This window comes from Streptomyces sp. Tue6028 (genome assembly GCF_002300165.1).
GTDB lineage: Bacteria > Actinomycetota > Actinomycetes > Streptomycetales > Streptomycetaceae > Streptomyces > Streptomyces siamensis.
Map to the genome: position 1 here is coordinate 39,268 of NZ_MLCE01000031.1, position 21,508 is coordinate 60,775.

A 21,508-nucleotide genomic window follows, 5' to 3' on the forward strand; every position below is an offset into this window, starting at 1 on the left:
CCGCGCCGCCCCCGTACGGCACGGGCTCCGGGCCCGTCAGATGTCCCGGAACGTCTCGATCTGTGCCCCGATCGAGTTGAGGCGCTCGGCGAGGTCCTCGTAACCGCGGTTGATGACGTACACGTTGCGCAGGACGGACGTCCCGTCGGCGGCCATCATCGCCAGCAGCACGACCACGGCGGGCCGCAGCGCGGGCGGGCACATCATCTCGGCGGCACGCCAGCGCGTCGGTCCCTCGACCAGGACCCGGTGCGGGTCGAGGAGCTGGAGGCGTCCGCCGAGACGGTTGAGGTCCGTCAGGTAGATCGCCCGGTTGTCGTAGACCCAGTCGTGGATCAGCGTCTTCCCCTGCGCCGAGGCCGCGATGGCCGCGAAGAAGGGGACGTTGTCGATGTTCAGGCCCGGGAACGGCATCGGGTGGATCTTGTCGATCGGCGCCTCCAGCTTGGAGGGCCGGACGGTCAGGTCCACCAGGCGCGTACGTCCGTTGTCGGCGAAGTACTCCGCGCTGCGGTCGTGGTCGAGGCCCATCTCCTCCAGGACCGCGAGCTCGATCTCCAGGAACTCGATCGGCACCCGGCACACCGTCAGCTCGGACTCGGTGACCACGGCGGCGGCCAGCAGACTCATCGCCTCGACCGGGTCCTCGGAGGGCGAGTAGTCCACGTCCACGTCGATGTTCGGCACACCGTGCACGGTGAGCGTGGTGGTGCCGATGCCCTCCACCCGCACGCCCAGGGCCTCCAGGAAGAAGCACAGGTCCTGGACCATGTAGTTGGACGACGCGTTGCGGATGACGGTGACGCCGTCGTGGCGGGCGGCGGCGAGCAGCGCGTTCTCGGTCACCGTGTCGCCGCGCTCGGTCAGCACGATCGGGCGGCCCGGGGTCACCGAGCGGTCCACCTGGGCGTGGTAGAGCCCCTCGGTGGCGGCGATGTCGAGCCCGAACCGGCGCAGCGCGATCATGTGCGGCTCGATGGTGCGGGTGCCGAGGTCGCAACCGCCCGCGTAGGGCAGCTTGAAGTGGTCCATCCGGTGCAGCAGCGGTCCGAGGAACATGATGATGGACCGCGTACGCCGGGCGGCCTCGGCGTCGATCGCCTCCATCTCCAGCTCGCTCGGCGGCACGATCTCCAGGTCGACCCCGTCGTTGATCCACCGGGTGCGGACGCCGATCGAACCGAGTACCTCCAGAAGGCGGTACACCTCTTCGATGCGGGCCACGCGGCGCAGCACCGTGCGCCCCTTGTTCAGGAGCGTCGCGCACAGCAGCGCCACACAGGCGTTCTTGCTGGTCTTGACGTCGATCGAGCCGGACAGACGACGTCCGCCCACGACCCGCAGATGCATCGGCCCGGCGTAGCCCAGCGAGACGATCTCGCTGTCCAGGGCCTCACCGATTCGGGCGATCATCTCAAGGCTGATGTTTTGGTTGCCGCGCTCGATGCGATTTACGGCGCTCTGACTGGTGCCGAGCGCCTCGGCGAGCTGCGACTGTGTCCAGCCCCGGTGCTGACGGGCGTCACGGATGAGCTTGCCGATGCGTACGAGGTAGTCGTCTGCCATGGCGCGACCGTATATCGGATGTGAGATAAAGAAAAATGGAGCGCACCCTTCCGGGTGGTGGGGGTCATCGCGAGTCCGTTACAAGGGAGTTCGGGCGCTGTGTTCCAGCAGTGCGGCGACCGTGGTGGCGCATCCGGGGCGCAGCCAGTTCACGTCCCGTCCGGTGAGTGCCGCGAACAGGCGCTTCCATGACGATTCATCGGTACTGAGAAGTTTTGTCACGAGTCTGCCGATTTCGTCCGTGGCCTCCCGCACCGCCGTGCGGACGGGGTCGGGAAGCTCGCGGCGCACCGCTCCTTCGGCCAGGTAGTGCAGCACTCCTGCCGCGCCCGCGGCGCGGTGCACCAGGTCCCCGCCGGTGAGCAGGCCCCGCTCGACGAGATGGTCGAACATCGCGGTCCGCACGTCACGGTGGCCCGTCCGCTCGCGGTGCGCCACGGCGGCGCGGGCGCATTCGGCGCTGCGCCCGACCAGGGCGCGCCTGCGCAGCCGCTGCCAGTCCATGCCGGTCGCGGTGACCGTGTCGGGAGCGTCCGGCAGTTCCCCGAGCGCCCTCCACACGGCGGACGGGAAGGGCTGCTCCTCGTGCGCTCTGCGCAGTACGTCCCAATCGCGCGCGTACGGCAGTTCGAGGACACGGAGTTCCTCGTTGTACGCCTTGCACGACCGCAACCGCGCCACCAGCCGGTCCGCGCCGAGCTCACGGTCGAGGCGCGCGGAGAGCACCGCGTCCGGGTCGGGTGAGCCGAGCGCCTTCACGGCCAGCTTGGCCGCTGCGGGGCTCAGCAGACCCCGGTCCACGAGCGACCGCAGGTGTTCCGGACCGCCGGACCGCAGCGAGGCGCGTGCGGCGAGCAGATGGTCGAGCTGAGGGCGCCGCTTCCCCCACGAGGCGAGCGCGTGCTCGACGATCTCGGCGTCCGCGGCTTCGAGCTGGATGCGCTGGAGGTGCTCCCGCTCGGCGGAGTAGTACGAGGAACCCAGCAACTCCCGGCGCAGCTCCGGCGCCAGCGGCAGCAGGTCGTCCGGGCCCCGCGCGGCGCGGCCCTGCGGGCGGCGGGAGAGGATCGTCCGGCGCACGTCCATGGAGGCCGCGCCACCCAGCGCCCTGCCGTACAGGGCCGCGTTGACCTCGGGTTCGTCGAGACCGAGGAGCCGCAGCTGGAGCTCGTGGTCGCGGTACAGCTCGCGCCACGACCGGGCGAGCACGAGCAGCGCCTCGCGGTCGTCGCGAGCGAAGAGACACGCGACGAGCGCCTCGGGCAGATGGCCGCTCGCGCACGCGTGCCCGGTCAGCGCGGCCGCCGCCCCGGGCCCGAGCAGGGGGAGCACGGCCGTCAGCGCGTCGACGTCGGCGTGCAGCAGGAGTCGCGCGCCCGACAGGGTGACGGACGTGGCCTCCGCGCCCGTGCCGTCCGTGCCGTCTGTGTCGCCCGTGCTGCCCGTGCCGTCCGTGCTGCCCGTGCCGTCCGTGCCGTCTGTGTCGCCCGTGCCGTCCGTGCTGCCCGTACTGTCCGTGCCGTCCGTGCCGTCCGTGCCGTCCGTGTCGCCCGTGTCGCCCGTACGGCCCGCGTCGAGCGCTTCGCCGAGGGGCCGGTCCGTCGTGCCCGCGTCGAGTGCCTCGCCGAAGGTCAGGTCGGCCCCGCACGCCTCCAGCGCGCCGAGGGCGCGCAGCCAGCGCCCGCCGTCGACGCCGAGCCGCTCGGCGACCAGGGCGCGTGCGGCCCGCAGTTGCGGCCCCTCCGCGCCGTGCGTGCGCCACGCCTTCGGCACGGGGGTCATGGCACGCACGGGAGTCCGGGCGACCATCTCGCGGGGCGTGACGAACCCGTGCCGGTACTCGTCCATGTCGGACAGCGGCCGCAGCGGGGCCTCACGGGGCACCACCGGCTCACCGCCCGCGGCGGAGCCGTACGCGGCACAGGCCTCGACGAGCCAGTCGGGGCGCTCGACCCCCGGCACGCTGTAGGGGTAGGCGTTCGCCAGCGTGCGCAGCACCTGCCGGTCGGTGGGAACGGGCGCACCCGGCACGAGCGTGCGCAGCAGATGCACCGCCGGCAGCGCCGAGAGGGGCCCCGCCTCCTCGCGCAGCGAGCGCTCCTGGACCGGGGTGAGGGCGGGGACGGCCGCGACGGACACCGAGGTCTCCCGCACCGCGGCCAGTTCACGCGCGTCCCGGCGGGCCAGTTCCTCGGCGTCGGGCCGGGGGCCCGCCACCTGCGCGGCCACCTGGATCAGTTCGGCGAGCGTCCCCTCGTACGTCGGCAGGAGGTGCAGCGCCACGACCCATCCTTCGGGATGGCCGGCCAGATGCTCCCGTACGAGGCCCGCGGCGCTCGCGCGGGCCTCGGCGGCCACGGCGTCGTCGGGCCGGCGCAGACCGGTGAGCACGGCCCGGGCCGGGCGGGCGGTGTCGACCAGCCGTTCGGGGGCGAGCAGCCCGCGCCCCGCCATGCGCGCGAACCAGGCCCAGCCCGGAAAGGACGCGGAACGCAGCCGCCCGGCCGGGTCGGCGTCCTGCTCGTCGCCGGCGTCCTCCGTGAACGCCGCCCGGACCGCGTCGTCGACGTCCTCGTGACGCAACAGCTCCTCGACCGGCTCCGGCTGGAAGGGCGTCGCGCGGTGCGCCGCCACCAGCCGCCCGAAGTCGTAGGCGTACGGCTCGTGGACGAGGACGGGCATCAGACGCCGGGTGGCGTTGCGCCCGCGCGGCTCGGCGAGCAGCGCGGGCAGGGTGTCCGGGTCGTCGAAGGGGTACAGGTCCTCCTTCAGCCCGCCCGGCTCGTCCGTGCCCCGCGCCCTTCGGAGCACGGGGTGGGTGAGGGCCTCCTCGCCGAACAGCCCGAGCAGCCGGCGTACCTCCGTCGCGCCGCCGTTCTCCTGGACCCGGACGACGGCGTAGTGCCGTGCGCGGTCGCTGAGGAACGGCCAGGCGTGGTGCACGAGTTCGGGGTCCCCGCTGGTGGCGAGCGGCGTCCGCAGATGCTGGAGCGTGTCGCCGAGCAGTGCGGTGCGCAGCTTCTCGTCGAGCGGCACCCGCTCCGAGCGGCCCGGCGTGCGCGGGAGTCCAGAGACGATCGCGCGGCGCAGCGACAGCGTGGCCTTCTGGTTCAGGAACACGGCGGCGTTGACGGACGGTTCGTCCAGCTCGGTGAGCCGGCGCAGCGCACCGGCGCCGAGCGCGACATTGCCGCCGATGGCGGCGGCGACCCGCGGATCGCCCGCAGCGAGCGCGGTGTCCAGGGCGTGCGGCGGCAGCGAGCCCTTGCCGAGCAGCGCCGTCAGCAGGTCGTCGGGCAGCCGTGGCAGCAGGGCGCTCAGATCGGCCGGCCCGGCCGCGTACAGCAGGAAGCGGTACGGCTTCGTCAGCGCGGGCGGTTTCGCCGGTCCGGCGGGTGCGGTGCCCTCGGCGACGGCGTCGAGCAGCGCGGCCAGCGTGCCCTTGTACCGGGACAGGGTGGTGCGCAGCGTGGCCCACCGGTCCGGGTCCCCGCCGAGGCGGAGGTGCAGCAGATCCCGCAACGGAGGAGTGGCGCCCAGCTCGGTCAGGGCCGCGGCGGCCGTGCGGGCGGGCGCGACGGCGTCCAGCACCACGGCGGAAAGGTCGGCGAGAACCGCGGGGGAGGCGGCGGCGGACGGGCCGGTGGCCTCCCCGCTCAGCGCGGCGCAGATCCGGGCCAGTTCCGGGTGGCCGGGGACGGCCGCGGCGGCACGCACCAGCGCGGGACAGGCACGGGCGACATCGGCCACGACCGCCGGGTGGGTGCGGTACAGCTCGGCGAGCACGGACTCCGGGCAGTCGGAGCGACCGGCCAGGAACCGCACGGCGGCCTCGGGAAGCGGCTCCTCGCGGTGCGTGGCGACGAGCGCGTCCCACTCCAGCGTCCGGCGCCAGCGGGGTTCGGCCTCGCCCGCGCGCAGTCCCGCGACGAGCCCGTGCGGTCCCTCGGCGGTCACGACGGCGGCCCGCAACCGGTCGCCGTCGGAGTCGAGTGCCGCGCGTGCGAGCTCGGCGACGGCGGGACGCAGCGGTGCGTCCGCCGCTTCGAGCAGCGCGCGCAGCCGGCCGGGGTGGGGCAGCAGGCCCTGCACCGCGCGCAGTTGCTCGGCGCTGGTGAGGTCCGTGCCCCGCACCCGCAGGGCGTGCTCCACCACCTCGGGCACGTCGCTCACGACACCGGCTCCCACGAAGTGCGGGACGCCGGGCAGCTCCCGCTGCGTGGCGAGGATGCGTTCGCGCAGCGGTGCGAGGGCCGCCGGGTCGGCGTGCCGCCCGGGCGTCAGGACGAGCCGGCGCATCCACGACCGTGCCCAGCGGTGCTCGTACACGTGCAGGTCGACGACCGGGTCGGGGCGCAGGAGCAGCAGGGCCAGGTCGTCGGAGGTGACGTCCTTGGCCCGGACCAGGGCGCGCCGCACCAGCGGGTCGGGGTCCTGGGCGGCGCTCGCGCGGGCCTCGGCGGACAGCGGCACCCAGGTGAGGTGGCGGGGCTCCCGCTCCCCGAGCCGCCGTCTGATCCGTCCCGCCTCGCCGGGCCCGGCCGCGGGCGTGAGCAGGGCGAGGAAGTGCGCCCCGTGGTGGTCGTATCCGGTCGTCGAGCCCGCCGTCACGCAGCGCCCCCTGTGCACGTGATCCCCGTACGGCACCGCCGTGGCGGTGTCCGACTGCCGTGCACACTTCATCACATGGGGTGCGAACGCCTGTACGAGACGCGGGTGGGGGCCTCAGTGTCGCCGGGCGCGTGTGGTGCGCCGCCACCCGAAGGGCCCCGGCAGGTCCATCGACGTCGTCCGGCGCCCGGTGCTGCTGTGGGTGTGCTTCGGCCCGTGCCGGCCGCCGGTGGTGATGGACCACGACTTGCGGTTGATGTTGAGCCTGACCCCGGGAAGTATGCGGAAACTCTTGCGGAACGTGAGTGGCATGGCTGCCCCCCCCTTGCGATGGTTACGCCGGGTGGATCCCGGCCGACACCGGGTACCCCGCAAGAGGCCGGGCATGACCAGCCCGCGCCCATGTACTAGAGTTATCTCGACATCGAGATATCTGCCGAGGCGCCCCGCAGCCGCCACCTCGGTAAGGGTTACCTAACTTAGCCTTACCTTAGCGGATCGGCCAAGACCGCGTGGCGGCAGGATTGCGGTGGTACGCGCACATCAATGAAGGAGACTGTCGTGTCGGCGAACAGCTTCGACGCCCGCAGCACGCTGCAGGTGGGCGACGAGTCGTACGAGATCTTCCGGCTGGACAAGGTGGAAGGCTCGGCTCGCCTTCCGTACAGCCTGAAGGTGCTGCTGGAGAACCTGCTCCGCACCGAGGACGGCGCCAACATCACCGCCGACCACATCCGGGCCCTCGGCGGCTGGGACTCCCAGGCGCAGCCGAGCCAGGAGATCCAGTTCACGCCGGCCCGCGTGATCATGCAGGACTTCACCGGCGTGCCCTGTGTCGTCGACCTCGCCACCATGCGTGAGGCCGTCAAGGAGCTCGGCGGCGACCCCGCGAAGGTCAACCCGCTCTCCCCGGCCGAGCTGGTCATCGACCACTCCGTCATCGCCGACAAGTTCGGCACCAACGACGCCTTCGCGCAGAACGTCGAGCTGGAGTACGGCCGCAACAAGGAGCGCTACCAGTTCCTGCGCTGGGGCCAGACCGCCTTCGACGACTTCAAGGTCGTCCCGCCCGGCACCGGCATCGTCCACCAGGTGAACATCGAGCACCTGGCCCGTACCGTCATGGTCCGTAACGGCCAGGCGTACCCCGACACCCTCGTCGGCACCGACTCGCACACCACCATGGTCAACGGCCTCGGCGTCCTCGGCTGGGGCGTCGGCGGCATCGAGGCCGAGGCCGCGATGCTCGGCCAGCCGGTCTCCATGCTCATCCCGCGCGTCGTCGGCTTCAAGCTCACCGGTGAGCTCACGCCCGGCACCACCGCCACCGACCTGGTGCTCACGATCACCGAGATGCTGCGCAAGCACGGCGTCGTCGGCAAGTTCGTCGAGTTCTACGGCGAGGGCGTCGCCGCCACCTCGCTCGCCAACCGCGCCACCATCGGCAACATGTCGCCGGAGTTCGGCTCCACCGCCGCGATCTTCCCGATCGACGGCGAGACGCTGAACTACCTCAAGCTCACCGGCCGCTCCGAGCAGCAGGTCGCGCTCGTCGAGGCGTACGCCAAGGAGCAGGGCCTGTGGCTCGACCCGGCCGCCGAGCCGGACTTCTCCGAGAAGCTCGAACTGGACCTGTCGACGGTTGTTCCCTCCATCGCCGGCCCGAAGCGCCCGCAGGACCGTATCGTCCTCGCCAACGCCGCCGAGCAGTTCAAGGCCGACGTCCGCAACTACGTGGACACCGCCGACGAGGCGGGCAAGGAGTCCTTCCCGGCCTCCGACGCCCCGGCCTCCTCCAACGGCGTGCCGAGCAACCCGGTCACGGTCACCGCCCCCGACGGCACGACCTACACGATCGACCACGGTGCGGTGACGGTCGCCGCCATCACCTCCTGCACCAACACGTCGAACCCGTACGTCATGGTCGCCGCCGCGCTCGTCGCGAAGAAGGCCGTGGAGAAGGGCCTGACCCGCAAGCCGTGGGTCAAGACCACCCTCGCCCCGGGCTCGAAGGTCGTCACCGACTACTTCGACAAGGCGGGCCTCACCCCGTACCTCGACAAGGTCGGCTTCAACCTCGTCGGCTACGGCTGCACCACCTGCATCGGCAACTCCGGCCCGCTGCCGGAGGAGGTCTCCAAGGCCGTCAACGACCACGACCTCGCGGTCACCTCGGTCCTCTCGGGCAACCGCAACTTCGAGGGCCGTATCAACCCCGACGTCAAGATGAACTACCTGGCCTCCCCGCCGCTGGTCGTCGCGTACGCCCTCGCCGGCTCCATGAAGGTGGACATCACCAAGGACGCCCTGGGCATCGACCAGGACGGCAAGCCGGTCTACCTGACCGACATCTGGCCGACCGAGGCCGAGGTCAACGACGTCGTGGCGAACGCCATCGGCGAGGACATGTTCAACAAGTCCTACCAGGACGTCTTCGCGGGCGACGCCCAGTGGCAGGCGCTGCCGGTCCCGACCGGCAACACCTTCGAGTGGGACACCGAGTCGACCTACGTGCGCAAGCCCCCGTACTTCGAGGGCATGGGCATGGAGCCGGCGCCGGTCTCCGACATCTCCGGCGCCCGCGTCCTGGCCAAGCTGGGCGACTCGGTCACCACCGACCACATCTCCCCGGCCGGTGCGATCAAGGCCGACACTCCGGCCGGCAAGTACCTCACCGAGCACGGTGTGGAGCGTCGTGACTTCAACTCCTACGGCTCCCGCCGCGGCAACCACGAGGTCATGATCCGCGGTACGTTCGCCAACATCCGCCTGCGCAACCAGATCGCGCCGGGCACCGAGGGCGGCTACACCCGCGACTTCACCCAGGCCGACGGCCCGGTGTCGTTCATCTACGACGCCTCCCGCAACTACATCGAGCAGGGCATCCCGCTGGCCATCCTGGCCGGCAAGGAGTACGGCTCCGGCTCGTCCCGCGACTGGGCGGCCAAGGGCACCGCGCTCCTGGGCGTCAAGGCCGTCATCGCCGAGTCGTACGAGCGCATCCACCGCTCGAACCTCATCGGCATGGGTGTCCTCCCGCTCCAGTTCCCGGAGGGCGCCACGGCCGAGTCCCTCGGTCTGACCGGCGAGGAGACCTTCTCCTTCACCGGCGTCGAGGAGCTCAACAACGGCACCACCCCGCGCACGGTGAAGGTCACCACCGACACCGGCGTCGAGTTCGACGCGGTCGTCCGCATCGACACCCCCGGCGAGGCGGACTACTACCGCAACGGCGGCATCATGCAGTACGTGCTGCGCAACCTGATCCGCAAGTAAGCGGTACGGCAGGGCAGTTGTAGCGCGGTCGAGGGCCGCATCCCCGGTGACGGGGGTGCGGTCCTTCGTGTTCCCCGTCTCGCCACCGCTTCGGTGGGTGGGTCGGGTCCGTGCCGGTGATCCGCCCGTTGCAGCCGTTGTGCGGGGCGGTGCTGGTAGAGCCTCGGTGGGTGGGTGGCGCCGTCCGCAACGGGCATTTGATTCACCGGCACGGCCCCTTCCGTGAGAGGGCGAGTGCGGGTGTGAGTCGGGCTGGCGCCCAACACCCCGTGGGCCTGGGCGGTTACCTCGCGTGGTCCATATGACCTGTGTGGTCTGTATGGCCCGTGTGGTTCATGTGGTTCATGTGGTTCATGTGGTTCATGTGGTCCGTGTGGTCCGTGTGGACCCTCAGCCCTTCAGCTCCCCAGGCCCTCAGCCCCTCAGGCCCTCAGGCCCTCAGGCCCTCAATCCCTCAGCCCCCCAGCTCCCTCAACCCCCCAAGCCCCCCTCAACTCCCCAGCCCCCACCCCCTCAACTCCCCAGCTCCCCAGCTCCCTCACCCCCAAGCCCCCTCACCCCCCGCTCCTCCGGCCCCCCGCCCCCTCCACCCCGGTTCCGCCTGAGGGCTGGGAGTCACCTTTCAGCCCGTCCGGCGTTTGAGGACGAGGCCGTCCAGGCTGATCGGGGGTCTGGGGGCGGAGCCCCCAGAGGTAAGGGACGGGTAGGGGCGGCGGGGGCGAGAGGCGTTTGTCGGGCCTGTGCCGAGGGAGCGGTCGTGCCCGCTCCGCCGAGGCGGGGACCCCGCCGTTCTCGACGGAGGCGGCCCCCCGCCCCAGCGGCCCCGAGGCGCACCCCGCTGCGGAGGGGGCTGCACGTCCCCATGGGGGCGGCCCCGCGGCGCCGGACCGCGGCCCGCGCCGACGCCCCCACACGCCCCGTGCACACGGACCCCGCACTCGTGCGTCACCCGTTTACACCGCTTCCCCGAAGCGCTAGCTTCACGAGTGAGTGGGGTGGGAGCGCTCCCATAGACCGGTGGACCGGAACCCGCCCCCGGAACCGCTCCCACCTCACGTGATCCGGACACCTTCACCGCGCGCCCGCCCATGGAAGGACGGAATGACATGACCATGACATCAACGCTCCGGCCGAGGCGCCGATTACCGTTCCCCGCCCGGCACAGGGCCCTCTTCCTCGTGCTGCTCGCCCTGCTCACCACCCTGCCGGCCCTGGGGCTGGTGCTCGCGGCCGGCGGTGGCGCGGCGGCGCACGGCACCCCCATGAAGCCGGGCAGTCGCACCTTCCTGTGCTGGCAGGACGGGCTGACCGACACCGGCGAGATCAAGCCCGTGAACCCGGCGTGCAGGGCGGCCCAACAGGCCGGCGGTACCACGCCGTTCTACAACTGGTTCTCCGTGCTGCGCTCGGACGGCGCGGGCCGCACCCGCGGCTTCGTCCCCGACGGCGCGCTGTGCAGCGGGGGCAACCCCAACTTCACCGGCTTCGACCTGCCGCGTGACGACTGGCCGCTCACCCACCTCACGTCGGGCGCCACGGTCGACTTCGCGTACAACGCCTGGGCGGCCCACCCGGGTTGGTTCCGCGTCTATGTCACCAAGGACAGCTTCGACCCGACCAGGACCCTCACCTGGTACGACATGGAGGAGCAGCCGTTCCTCACGGTCGACCACCCGCCGCTCCACGGCACCCCGGGCACGGTCGAGGCCAACTACTCCTGGAGCGGCACGCTGCCGGCGAACAAGTCGGGCCGCCACATCATCTACATGGTCTGGCAGCGCTCCGACAGCGCCGAGACGTTCTACTCCTGCTCCGACGTCGTCTTCGACGGCGGCAACGGTGAAGTGACGGGCATTCACGACCCGGGCAACCCCACCGAACCCCCGCCCGGCGCCTGCTCGGCCACCCGCCGCACGACGAACAGCTGGTCCGGCGGCTACCAGGCCGAGGTGACCGTCACCAACACCGGAGACGTGCCGATGCTCGGCTGGATGGTCGACTGGACGCTGCCGGACGGGCAGTCGGTCGCCAGCCTCTGGAACGGCAACGCCACGTACGACGGTCAGGACGTGATGGTGCACAACGCCGACTGGAACGGAGCGCTGGCTCCGGGCGCCGGCGCGACATTCGGTTATGTCGTCTCCGGATCGGGTGACGACCCGTCGACATCCCTTCCCTGCCGGGTGGGATGATCCCGCGCCCTTGCTCAGGGCGGACCGGGTGGGTGGTTCGCGACTCACCCGGTCCGCGAGCCCGGACAGGTCGGGGGAGGCCCGGCCCGGGACGATGCCCCCGGCTCGCGGGAAACCGAGAGCCCGGGGCGTGGCTTGTGCCGATCGCAGTGTGCGACAACGTTGTCGAACGGTCTTCGGAAAACTCTACCGCCTCAACCGACAACGATGTCAAGCCAGTTGGGGTGCAGGAGCCCCCGCTGCGCCGTCCGGGGGTGCGCCGGACGCGCCCTGCGGGCCGCAGGCGGTCTTCCGTGGTACCCGTGGCGCACGCTACTGTCCCTGCGGCTTGTGCGACCTGTGGTGCGCGACCCGTCCGAAGGAGGAGGGGCCGCGTCATGCGTTTCCGTCCGTCATCCGTTCTGCTGGCCGTCGCCCTGACGGTCGCCGGCGCCACCCCGGCGCTCGCCGCACCCCAGTCCGACCCGCCGGACCTCGTCCGGGACCCGACCACGTACGTCGACCCGCTCATCGGCACCAAGAACGGCGGCAATGTCTTCCCGGGCGCCGTCGTGCCCTTCGGCATGCTGTCCTGGAGCCCCGAGAACACCCGCGGCGACGCGACCCGCACGGCCGCGCCCGGCGGCTACCAGTACGACGCCACCCGCATCCGCGGCTTCAGCCTCACCCACATGTCCGGCACGGGATGCGCGGGCGGCAGCGGCGACATCCCGTTCTTCCCGTACGCCGGCGAGGTCACCTCCTCTCCGGCGAGCGACACCAAGGACGCCGTGTACGCGGCCGACTTCGCGCACACCGACGAGACGGCCGACCCCGGCCACTACGGGGTCGAACTCTCCTCCGGCGTCACCGCCGACCTCACCGCGACCGCGCGCACCGGCTCGGGCCGTTTCACCTTCCCCGCCGACAAACCCGCCTCCCTGCTGATCCGCACCGCCAACTCCGAAGTTGGCTCGACCGCTTCGGACGTGCGCATCGACCCGGCCACCCGCACCGTCTCCGGATCGGTCACCTCCGGGAACTTCTGCGGATACCTCGACCCCGAGGGCCGACGCGCCTACTACACGCTCCACTTCACCGCCCGCTTCGACCGCGACTTCAAGAAGACGGGCACCTGGCAGGACGACAAACTCAGCCCCGGGAGCACCGAGGCGAGCGGCGGGACCGGCGGGTTCGGCCAGGGCGGCCGTCCCGTCGCCGGTAAGGGCGCCGGCGGCTATGTGGAGTTCGAGCCCGGAACCGGTCCGGTGAACGTCAAGGTGGGCATCTCGTACGTCAGCCGGGCGGGCGCCGAGGCCAACCTCTCCGCCGAGAACGGGCCGCACCGGTCCTTCGCCGCGGTCCGGGACGCCGCCCGCCGTGCCTGGCGCGACCGGCTCGGCGCCATCCGGGTCGGCGGCGGCACCGACGCGTCGCGGACCACCTTCTACACCGCGCTGTACCACGCGCTCCTGCACCCGAACGTCATCAGCGACGCCGACGGCAGATACAGAGGCAGCGACGACGAGGTCCACACGGTGGGCCGCGGGCACGAGGCCCAGTACGGCACCTTCTCCGGCTGGGACGTCTACCGCTCCCAGGTCCAGCTGCTGACGCTCCTCGACCCGGACACCGGCTCCGACATCGCGCAGTCGCTGCTCGAACTCGCCCGGCAGAACGGCGGCGTGTGGGACCGCTGGCTGCACGGCGCGAACGGCACGCACGTCATGAACGGCGACCCGTCGGCGCCCGCCCTCGCGGGCATCAGGGCCTTCGGCGGCACCGACTTCGACCTGCGCGGCGCGCTCGACTCGCTGGTGCGGGCGGCGACCGTACCGACGGAGAAGGACCTGTCGTCGGCGGGCAAGCCGGTGCTGTCGGTCGGCCAGCGGCCCTCGCTCGACAAGTACCTCCGGCAGCACTACATGCCCTCGGTGTCCAACGCGTGGGGCGGCGCGGCGGAGACCCTGGAGATGTCCGGCGCGGACTTCGCGATCTCCCAGCTGGCCACGGCGGCGGGGGAGCGGAAGACCGCCGCCGAGTTCGCCCGGCGCTCCCAGTGGTGGCAGAACAGCTTCAACCTCGCCGCCGACCCCAGCGGCGGCTACATCGCCAACCGCAAGGCCGACGGCAGCTGGGTCACCGGCTTCACCCCGGCGACGGGCAACGGGTTCGTGGAGGGCACCGCCGCCCAGTACACCTGGATGGTGCAGCACGACCCGGCCGGCCTGTTCGCCGCGATGGGCGGCCGTGCCAAGGCGCTGGACCGGCTGGACGCCTTCTTCCACAACGCCGACGGCAGCTGGGCCTTCACGGGCAGCGGCGGCGACAAGTCGGAGCTGGACAACGAGCCGTCGATCAACGTGCCCTACCTGTACGACTACGCGGGCGCGCCCTACAAGGCGCAGGAGACGGTGCGCGCGGCGATGACCCGGCTGTGGTCCACCGAGCCGGGCGGCATCCCCGGCAACGACGACCTCGGCGAGATGTCCTCCTGGTACGTCTTCTCCTCGCTCGGCATGTATCCCCAGGTGCCCTCGCGCGCCGAACTCACCCTGTCGTCACCGCTGTTCCCGAGGATCGAGATCGAGCGTCCGGGCGGCGCCGACATCGAGATCAGGGCGCGGGGCGCCGCCGTGGACGCCCCGTACGTCCGGTCGCTGCGCGTCGACGGGCGCACCGGTGAGCGGCCCTGGCTGCCGGCCTCCTTCGTCCGGGACGGCGGCACGCTCGACTACACGCTGTCCGGCACGCCCGACCGGACCTGGGGCGCCGACGAGGCCGCCGCACCGCCGTCCTTCCGCACGGGCGAACAGCCGTACCAGATCGGTGTGGGGCCGACCACGGCCACGCTCGCGCCGGGCGGCAGCACCACGCTCGACATCCGCGCCCTCGCGCTGAGCGGCGGCGCGGGCCCCGAGGTGCGCTTCCACGTGGAGGTGCCGAAGGGCGTGACGGCGACTCCCGCGGAGGGCACCGTGACCGACGGCGCGCAGCGGATCACGCTGTCGGCGGGGGCGGACGCCGAGCAGGGCTTCTACGACGTCGACGTCTCGGTGTCCTCGGACGACACCTCGTACCGGCAGCCGGTGGCCCTCACGGTCGCCGCCCCGGACTCGCTGCTCGCCGCCTACAACAACACCGGCGTCTCCGACGACAGCGGCGACCACGACGAGGCCGACTACGACGGAGGCGGCTGGAGCTACTCCAAGCAGGCCCTCGCCGACGCGGGGCTGACCCCGGGCGAGCGGGGCACGGTGGACGGCCTGACCTTCACCTGGCCGAACTCCCCGGCCGGCCGCCCCGACAACGCCTCGGCGACCGGCCAGACCGTCGAACTCGCCGAGCCGGCCGCCCGGTTGTCCTTCATCGGCAGTGCGGTCAACGGCAACCAGCAGACCAAGGCGACCGTCACGTACACCGACGGCACCACCGACGCCGTCGACCTGTCCTTCACCGACTGGACCGTCGGCGGAGGAGGCGGCACCGTCCAGTACGGCAACGCGACCGTCGCGAAGGCCGCGTACCGCAACGTCGCGGGCGCCGACAAGGACCCGGTGGCGACGTACGTCTTCGCCACCAAGCCCTTCGAGGCGCCGTCCGGGAAGACCGTCCGCAGCGTACGGCTGCCGGACAACGCCGACCTGCACGTCTTCACCCTCGCGGTGGGCTGACGGCGACGAGAGGAAAAAGCGGGGCGGGCGCGGAGTTCTCCGCGCCCGCCCCTTCTCCCGTGGGGGGTGTGCGTCAGCTCAGCAGCTCCACCTCCGCGAGGGTCGCCTCACCGTCGAGGACCAGCCGGTAGTGCGTGTACGCGCCCGGCCGCGCGACGGAGAACGCGCGGGTCTGCTTGTCCCAGGCGAAGGACTCGCCGGAGCGCTTGTCCAGGTCCGTCCACTGCGTGCCGTCGCTGGAGCCCTGGAGCACCCAGCCGGCCGGGGCCTTCGTGTGGTCGGAGGACGTCAGCGTGTACTGGACGCCCTTGGCGGACGCGGAGACCGGCAGGTCCACGGACGTGACGGTCGCGTCGGTCGCCGAAGTGTTGTCGAAGAGCGCGCCGTCGCCCTTGAGGGCGTCCGTGCGGGGTGCGGGCACCTTGTCGTCCTGGGTGATGGACACGGGTGCCGCGTTCTTGCCGGTGCCCCACGAGGAGGGCTTGGCGCCCATGTCGAACTCCAGCACCCCGCCGCGCGAGACGACCGAGTGGGGGAGCGAGGTCGACGTCCACTTCTTCCCGTTGACCCGCAGGCCCTGCACGTACACGTTCTTCGCGCTGTTCTTCGGCGCCTTCACCACCAGGTCGTTGCCGTTCTCCAGGTGGACCGTCGCCTTGGTGAACAGCGGGGAGCCGATGGCGTACTCGCCGCTGCCCATCACCAGCGGGTAGAAGCCGAGCGCGGAGAAGAGGTACCAGGCCGACTGCTCGCCGTTGTCCTCGTCGCCGTGGTAGCCCTGCCCGATCTCGCTGCCGGTGTAGAGGCGGGAGAGCACCTCACGTACGTTCTTCTGCGTCTTCCAGGGCTGTCCCGCCGCGTCGTACATGTAGTTGACGTGGTGGGCCACCTGGTTGGAATGGCCGTACATGCCCATCCGCACGTCGCGGGCCTCGGTCATCTCGTGGATGACACCGCCGTACGAGCCCACGAAGTCGGGGGAGGCCGTCTCGGGCGTCGCGAAGTACGCGTCGAGCTTCTCGGCGAGGCCGCTGCGTCCGCCGTACAGGTTGGCGAGACCGCGCGAGTCCTGCGGCGCGGTGAACGCGTAGCCCCAGCCGTTGGTCTCCGTGTAGTCGTAACCCCACACACGCGGGTCGTACTTGGAGGAGTCGACGCGCCAGTCGCCCTTGGCGTCACGGCCCTGGAAGAAGCCGGCCTTGGTGTCGAAGAGGTTGACGTAGTCCTGGGCGCGGTTGAGGAAGTACTCGGACTCCTCCTTGTACTGCTTCTTGCCGGTCTTCTTGTAGAGGGCCTGGCCCATCTTGGCGATGCCGTAGTCGTTGAGGTAGCCCTCCAGGGCCCAGGACAGTCCCTCGTGGGTGTCGCTGCTCGTGTAGCCGAGGAACGGCGAGGTCGACATGCCCTTGCGTCCCACGCCCGACGTCGGCGGGACGACCGTCGCGTTCTTCACGGCCGCGGCGTACGCCGACTCCGCGTCGAAGTCGACGCCCTTCACGTACGCGTCCGCGAACGCCACGTCCGAGGAGGTGCCGGTCATCAGGTCCGCGTAGCCGGGCGAGGACCAGCGTGAGGTCCAGCCGCCGTCCTTGTACTGCTGCACGAACCCGTCGACCATCTCGCCCGCCTGACTGGGTGTCAGGAAGGAGTAGGCCGGCCAGGTCGTCCGGTAGGTGTCCCAGAAGCCGTTGTTGACGTACACCTTGCCGTCGACGATCTTCGCGCCGGTGTGGGTGGGGCTGTCGGGACCGGGCATCGGCGAGAACGGCGACGCGTACTGGTACTTCCCGCCGACCTTCTCGAAGCCCGAGTTCGGGTACAGGTAGAGCCGGTACAGGCTGGAGTAGAGCGTCGTCAGCTGGTCCGTCGTCGCGCCCTCCACCTCGACCTTGCCGAGCAGGGCGTCCCACTGGTGCTGGGCCCGCGACTTGACCTTGTCGAAGGACGTGCCGTCCGGGATCTCCTGGCGGAGGTTGTCCTTCGCCTGGTCGACGCTGATCAGGGAGGTGGCCAGGCGCAGGGTGACGGTGTGGTCCTTGGACGGTGTCAGGCGCAGGTAGCCCTTGACGCCGCTGGAGTCCCCACCGGTGACCTTCTCGTCGAAGACGCCGTACACGAACAGCCGGGTCGCGCCCGTCGACAGCCCGGACTTCACGTCCGAGTAGCCGGTGACGATGCCGTTGTCCTTGTCGAGGGTCAGCCCCGCCTGCTCGGTGACGTTGTCGAAGACCACACTGGCGTCGTCGCCGGGGTAGGTGAACCGCAGCGCCGCCGCGTGGTCCGTGGGGGCCATCTCGGCCTTGAGACCGTTCTCGAAGGTCACCCCGTAGTAGTACGGGCGGGCGGTCTCGTTCTCGTGCCGGAAGGCCAGCGCGCGGGCGCCGCGCCCGGTGTCCGGGGTGCCGGACGCCGCCGACGGCATCACCTGGAAGGTCTGCCGGTCACCCATCCAGGGGCTCGGCTCGTGGCTCGCGCTGAACGCCTGGATGGTGGGCAGGTTGTCCGAGTTGTTCGCCCGGGCGTAGTCGTAGAGCCAGCTCAGCGAGCCCGCGTTGGTCACCGGCGTCCAGAAGTTGAAGCCGTGCGGGACGGCGGTCGCCGGGAAGTTGTTGCCGCGCGAGAAGCCGCCACTGGAGTTGGTGCCGCGGGTGGTCAGCGCGTAGTCGGACAGGTGCGCCTTGGGCTTCTCGGGCGCGACCGTCTTCAGCGCGACGTCGTCCAGCCAGCCCCGGAACTTCGCCGGGCCCTTCGGGGAGTCGTACGCGACCAGGATCCGGTCGACCGTCCTGCCCGCCGCGACCGAACCGATCCGCGAGGCGACGTTGTTCCACTGGTTGACGTACAGCACCTTCGACGCGCCCTGGCCCTGCGGGGTGAGCGCGAAGCCGTGCTGGTCGACCGCGGACAGGTCGCTCAGGTAGGTGCCGTCGGTGAAGGCCAGGTCCACGGACACGTTCGTGGCGTCGTAGTCCCGGTCGCCGTCGGCCATGGACGGGAAGATCCGGTACGACAGCTGTGTGTCGCGCCCGACCGCCACGTTCACGTCGAAGACCTTGTTGTACGAGTACGCCCGGCTGTCCGCCTTGTGCGTGCCGGCGTAGCGCAGGGCCCGCTTGCCGGTGAAGCCCGCGCCCGCCTTCGCGGTGGGCGAGCCGCTCGGTCCGCGGTCCACCAGCGACAGCATGTCCTTGGGCGTCGGGTCGTCGCTCTTGCCCGTGGAGAACTGGACGTCGGCGAGCTGGAGGATGTCGCCGTCGTTGTTCTTGGTGACGTCGAGCCGGAAGTGCTGGTACTCGGCCGGGCTGTCGAGGTCGTACGACTTGGTCTGGAACCGCTCGCCGAAGGACTCCCCGGTGCGGGTGTCGAGGGTCTTCCAGTCCTTGCCGTCCGTGGAGCCCTGGAGGGTCCAGTCCTTCGGGTCGCGCTCGTCGTGGTCGTTGGCCGAGGTCAGCGCGTAGGTCACCAACTTGACCGGGGCGTCCAGGTCGAACTCCGCCCAGCCGGTGGGCTCGAAGGTCAGCCACTTCGTGCTCGACTCGCCGTCGGCGAGGTTCTCCTTCACCTCGCCCGCGCCGGTGTTCTCACCGCTGGCCCGGACGTCGGTGACGTGGTCGGTCACATTGCCGGGGATGCCGGTGCTGTAGCCACCGTCGACACCCGAGGCCCTTTTCGACCCGTCTGCACCCGTGTCGACCGTGTTGAGCCAGTCCGGTGCCGGATCTCCCGATTCGAAGGAGGAGCTGAACTCCCGGTCCGCGGCCGCCGCCTGGGCGGGCAGCGCGACCGCCACCCCCTGCGAGGCCACCACGAGGGAGAGTGCCACCACCCCCAGCGCGGTCGGTGAACCCCATCTCGGCCGAGTCGAAGAACTCCGTCTGTACCGAGCGCTGTGCTGCATGCGCGAGCACCCTCCCTGTCTCTGGCTCGTTCACCGGCGGGTGGCGAAGCCCGTGTCGAGGGTGCGGCGCGACGGGGCCCCGGGGGCCGCGACGCGCTCACATCCTTGACGCAGGCGCCCCCTTCGGCTCACTCGCGTGCCGTGGACAACGTTGTCAAATTCGATGCGCAAGGACCATTTGTGAGTCAAGTTGTCAGCGGTGTCAAGGGTGTTGGGTGAGGCATCCGGTGTGAATGCGATCCGACGAACGGCACATTGCGTTCAATGCGGGAGGTTGACCCCCGACGATCTTCGTGGGGGCGGGGTGTGCGGGCCGCACATTTCCGCGAGGTCTCAACTCGGAAAAGACCGGCGGCCAAACCCGTATTCGATCTTGCTCCGTTGGCGGGAAGTGGACTATACCTGTCGGCGTCCGCCTAGCCGCTCGACGGCCGTGGACAGGCAGGACCCCGGGGGGAAATCGGGAGGCGACGGAGGGTGTCACATACACCGACTGTCGTGCCGGCTCGGTGAATCCCCCACGCACGACCCCAGCTTGACCTAACCGCGGTGCCGGGGAGGATCCGGTTCACCGCCTGAGTCCTGGAGAAGGCGAGGACTTGAGCATGGGATCCACCCCCGGCGTAGGCCAGCGCGATCTCATCAAGCGGAGCGAGACTGCCGCTCCGGCCGCGGCCCCGGCGACTGCTTTTCCGACATCACTCAGCTGATCACCATCGGTGCCGCTGAGCGGCTCCGAGACGACGGCGAAACGCCCCGGTGTGCATCTCCGCCGACATCTCAAGCGGAGACCCACACCAGGACGCGCTCAAAGAGAAGTGCGGCAAGCACGGGGCCACCCCGGCCCGGCAGCCGAACACGCAGCAAACCGTACAGATCCAATCGATCAGTGAGGATGCGGAAATGACCATTCGTGCCGGCTCTCTCGACAGGCGGACGCTCCTGCGCGGGGCGATCGCGACCGCGGCCATGGGGTCGTTCGCCGTCGCCTGTAGCTCCCCCTCCGACAGCGGTAATGACGACAAGGGGGCGAAGGGCAAGACGAGCGCCAACAACCCGTTCGGTGTCGCCGCGAACTCCAAGGTCGACGCGGCCATCTTCAACGGCGGCTACGGCGTCGACTACGTCACCTACGCCGGCAACATCGCCAAGGAGAAGAGCAACGGTCTCGACGTCAAGGTCAAGCCGGTCGTCGACATCGCCCCGGAGCTCCAGCCCCGCTTCGTCGGCGGCAACCCGCCGGACCTCATCGACAACTCCGGCGAGGACCAGATCGGCTTCCTCGGCATCCTCGACCAGCTCGAGGAGCTCGACGACGTCCTCGAGGCGAACAACTACGAGGGCAAGAAGATCGCCGACACGATCTATCCCGGCATCAAGGGCCCCGGCACGTTCAAGGACAAGTTCGTCGGGCTGAACTATGTGATGACGGTGTATGGCGTCTGGTACTCGAAGACGCTGTTCGAGGCGAACGGCTGGACCCCGCCGAAGACGTGGGACGAAGCGCTCGACCTCGGCCAGAAGGCGAAGAAGAAGGGCAAGTACCTCTTCGTCCACGGCAAGGAGGCGGCGACCTACTACCGCACGCTCCTGATCGACTCGGCGATCAAGGAGGGCGGCGACGAGGTCCGGCTCGCGCTGGAGAACCTGGAGAAGGGCTGCTGGTCGCACCCGGCCATCCAGGGCGTGATCAAGGTCATGGAGACCATGGTCAAGGAGAAGATGTTCGTTCCCGGCGGCTCCGGCACCCAGTTCCAGAAGGCGCAGGCGATCTGGAGCAACGACCAGAAGGCGCTGCTCTACCCGTCCGGTGGCTGGATCGAGAACGAGATGAAGAAGGCCACCAAGGCCGACTTCCAGATGACCGGCTTCCCGTCGATGACGCTCACCGGCAAGCCGAAGCTGCCCTACGAGGCGATTCGCGCGGCCGCTGGCGAGCCGTTCATCGTCCCCAAGAAGGGCAAGAACCCGGCCGGCGGCAAGGAAGTGCTGCGCGCGATGCTGTCCAAGGACGCGGCCGCCAACTTCTCCAAGACGAAGCTGGCCCCGACGATCGTCAAGGGCACCGTGCCCGCCGACGGTTACGGATCGTCCGCCCTCGTCTCGCAGACGAAGATGCTGGAGGCCGCGGGCACCAACATCTTCACCTACAACTTCGTCGAGGCCTACGGCATGAACACCGACCAGCTGGTGCCGTGGAACTCGTTCCTCTCCGGTGACCTCGACGCCAAGGGTCTGACCTCGGCTCTGCAGAAGATCTCCGACAAGGTCCGGGAAGACGACTCCGTCGACAAGATCAAGGTCAGCTAGCA

General features: G+C 70.6%; 8 protein-coding genes. 4 read left to right on the forward strand and 4 right to left on the reverse strand.

Annotated features, from left to right (window positions below; all coding sequences use genetic code 11):
• Positions 1-36: 36 nt before the first annotated feature.
• From BKI49_RS28870 to BKI49_RS28880, 3 genes are all read right to left on the reverse strand, one after another.
• Positions 37-1,566 (reverse strand): helix-turn-helix domain-containing protein, encoded by a 1,530-nt coding sequence (locus tag BKI49_RS28870; protein WP_095937199.1) that lies wholly within the window; start codon positions 1,564-1,566, stop codon positions 37-39.
• Positions 1,567-1,644: 78 nt separating this feature from the next.
• Complete coding sequence (locus BKI49_RS35440; RefSeq protein WP_179332613.1) at positions 1,645-6,177, reverse strand: hypothetical protein; 4,533 nt, start codon at positions 6,175-6,177, stop codon at positions 1,645-1,647.
• A 114-nt stretch (positions 6,178-6,291) separates the two neighbouring features.
• On the reverse strand, positions 6,292-6,489 hold the full coding sequence (locus tag BKI49_RS28880; protein ID WP_095937201.1) for a DUF4236 domain-containing protein: 198 nt from the start codon (positions 6,487-6,489) through the stop codon (positions 6,292-6,294).
• Positions 6,490-6,738: 249 nt separating this feature from the next.
• Here BKI49_RS28880 and acnA point away from each other — a divergent pair, with 249 nt between their 5' ends.
• From acnA to BKI49_RS28895, 3 genes are all read left to right on the forward strand, one after another.
• Complete coding sequence (acnA, locus tag BKI49_RS28885) at positions 6,739-9,453, forward strand: aconitate hydratase AcnA (RefSeq protein WP_095937202.1); 2,715 nt, start codon at positions 6,739-6,741, stop codon at positions 9,451-9,453.
• Between the two features lie 1,112 nt (positions 9,454-10,565).
• The gene (locus tag BKI49_RS28890) at positions 10,566-11,645 is read left to right on the forward strand and encodes a lytic polysaccharide monooxygenase auxiliary activity family 9 protein (protein ID WP_095937424.1); all 1,080 of its coding nucleotides are present in this window, start codon (positions 10,566-10,568) and stop codon (positions 11,643-11,645) included.
• A 377-nt stretch (positions 11,646-12,022) separates the two neighbouring features.
• Positions 12,023-15,298 carry a GH92 family glycosyl hydrolase gene (locus BKI49_RS28895; protein WP_095937203.1) on the forward strand — a complete coding sequence of 1,092 codons (3,276 nt, stop codon included), beginning with the start codon at positions 12,023-12,025 and terminating at the stop codon, positions 15,296-15,298.
• Between the two features lie 73 nt (positions 15,299-15,371).
• Here BKI49_RS28895 and BKI49_RS28900 read toward each other — a convergent pair whose 3' ends face one another.
• The gene (locus BKI49_RS28900) at positions 15,372-19,196 is read right to left on the reverse strand and encodes a GH92 family glycosyl hydrolase (protein WP_095937204.1); all 3,825 of its coding nucleotides are present in this window, start codon (positions 19,194-19,196) and stop codon (positions 15,372-15,374) included.
• Between the two features lie 903 nt (positions 19,197-20,099).
• On the opposite strand from BKI49_RS28900, the gene ngcE reads away from it, so the two are divergent.
• Entirely contained in the window at positions 20,100-21,506 is a 1,407-nt protein-coding gene (gene ngcE, locus BKI49_RS28905) for an N-acetylglucosamine/diacetylchitobiose ABC transporter substrate-binding protein (protein ID WP_095937205.1), read from the forward strand.
• Positions 21,507-21,508 lie beyond the last annotated feature (2 nt).

Excerpts from the sequence above, each read along its gene's own strand:
- ngcE (WP_095937205.1), top strand. The coding sequence starts at position 20,100 with ATGACCATTCGTGCCGGCTCTCTCGACAGGCGGACGCTCCTGCGCGGG.
- BKI49_RS28895 (WP_095937203.1), top strand. The coding sequence starts at position 12,023 with ATGCGTTTCCGTCCGTCATCCGTTCTGCTGGCCGTCGCCCTGACGGTC.
- BKI49_RS28900 (WP_095937204.1), bottom strand. The coding sequence starts at position 19,196 with ATGCAGCACAGCGCTCGGTACAGACGGAGTTCTTCGACTCGGCCGAGA.
- BKI49_RS28870 (WP_095937199.1), bottom strand. The coding sequence starts at position 1,566 with ATGGCAGACGACTACCTCGTACGCATCGGCAAGCTCATCCGTGACGCC.
- BKI49_RS28890 (WP_095937424.1), top strand. The coding sequence starts at position 10,566 with ATGACATCAACGCTCCGGCCGAGGCGCCGATTACCGTTCCCCGCCCGG.
- BKI49_RS28880 (WP_095937201.1), bottom strand. The coding sequence starts at position 6,489 with ATGCCACTCACGTTCCGCAAGAGTTTCCGCATACTTCCCGGGGTCAGG.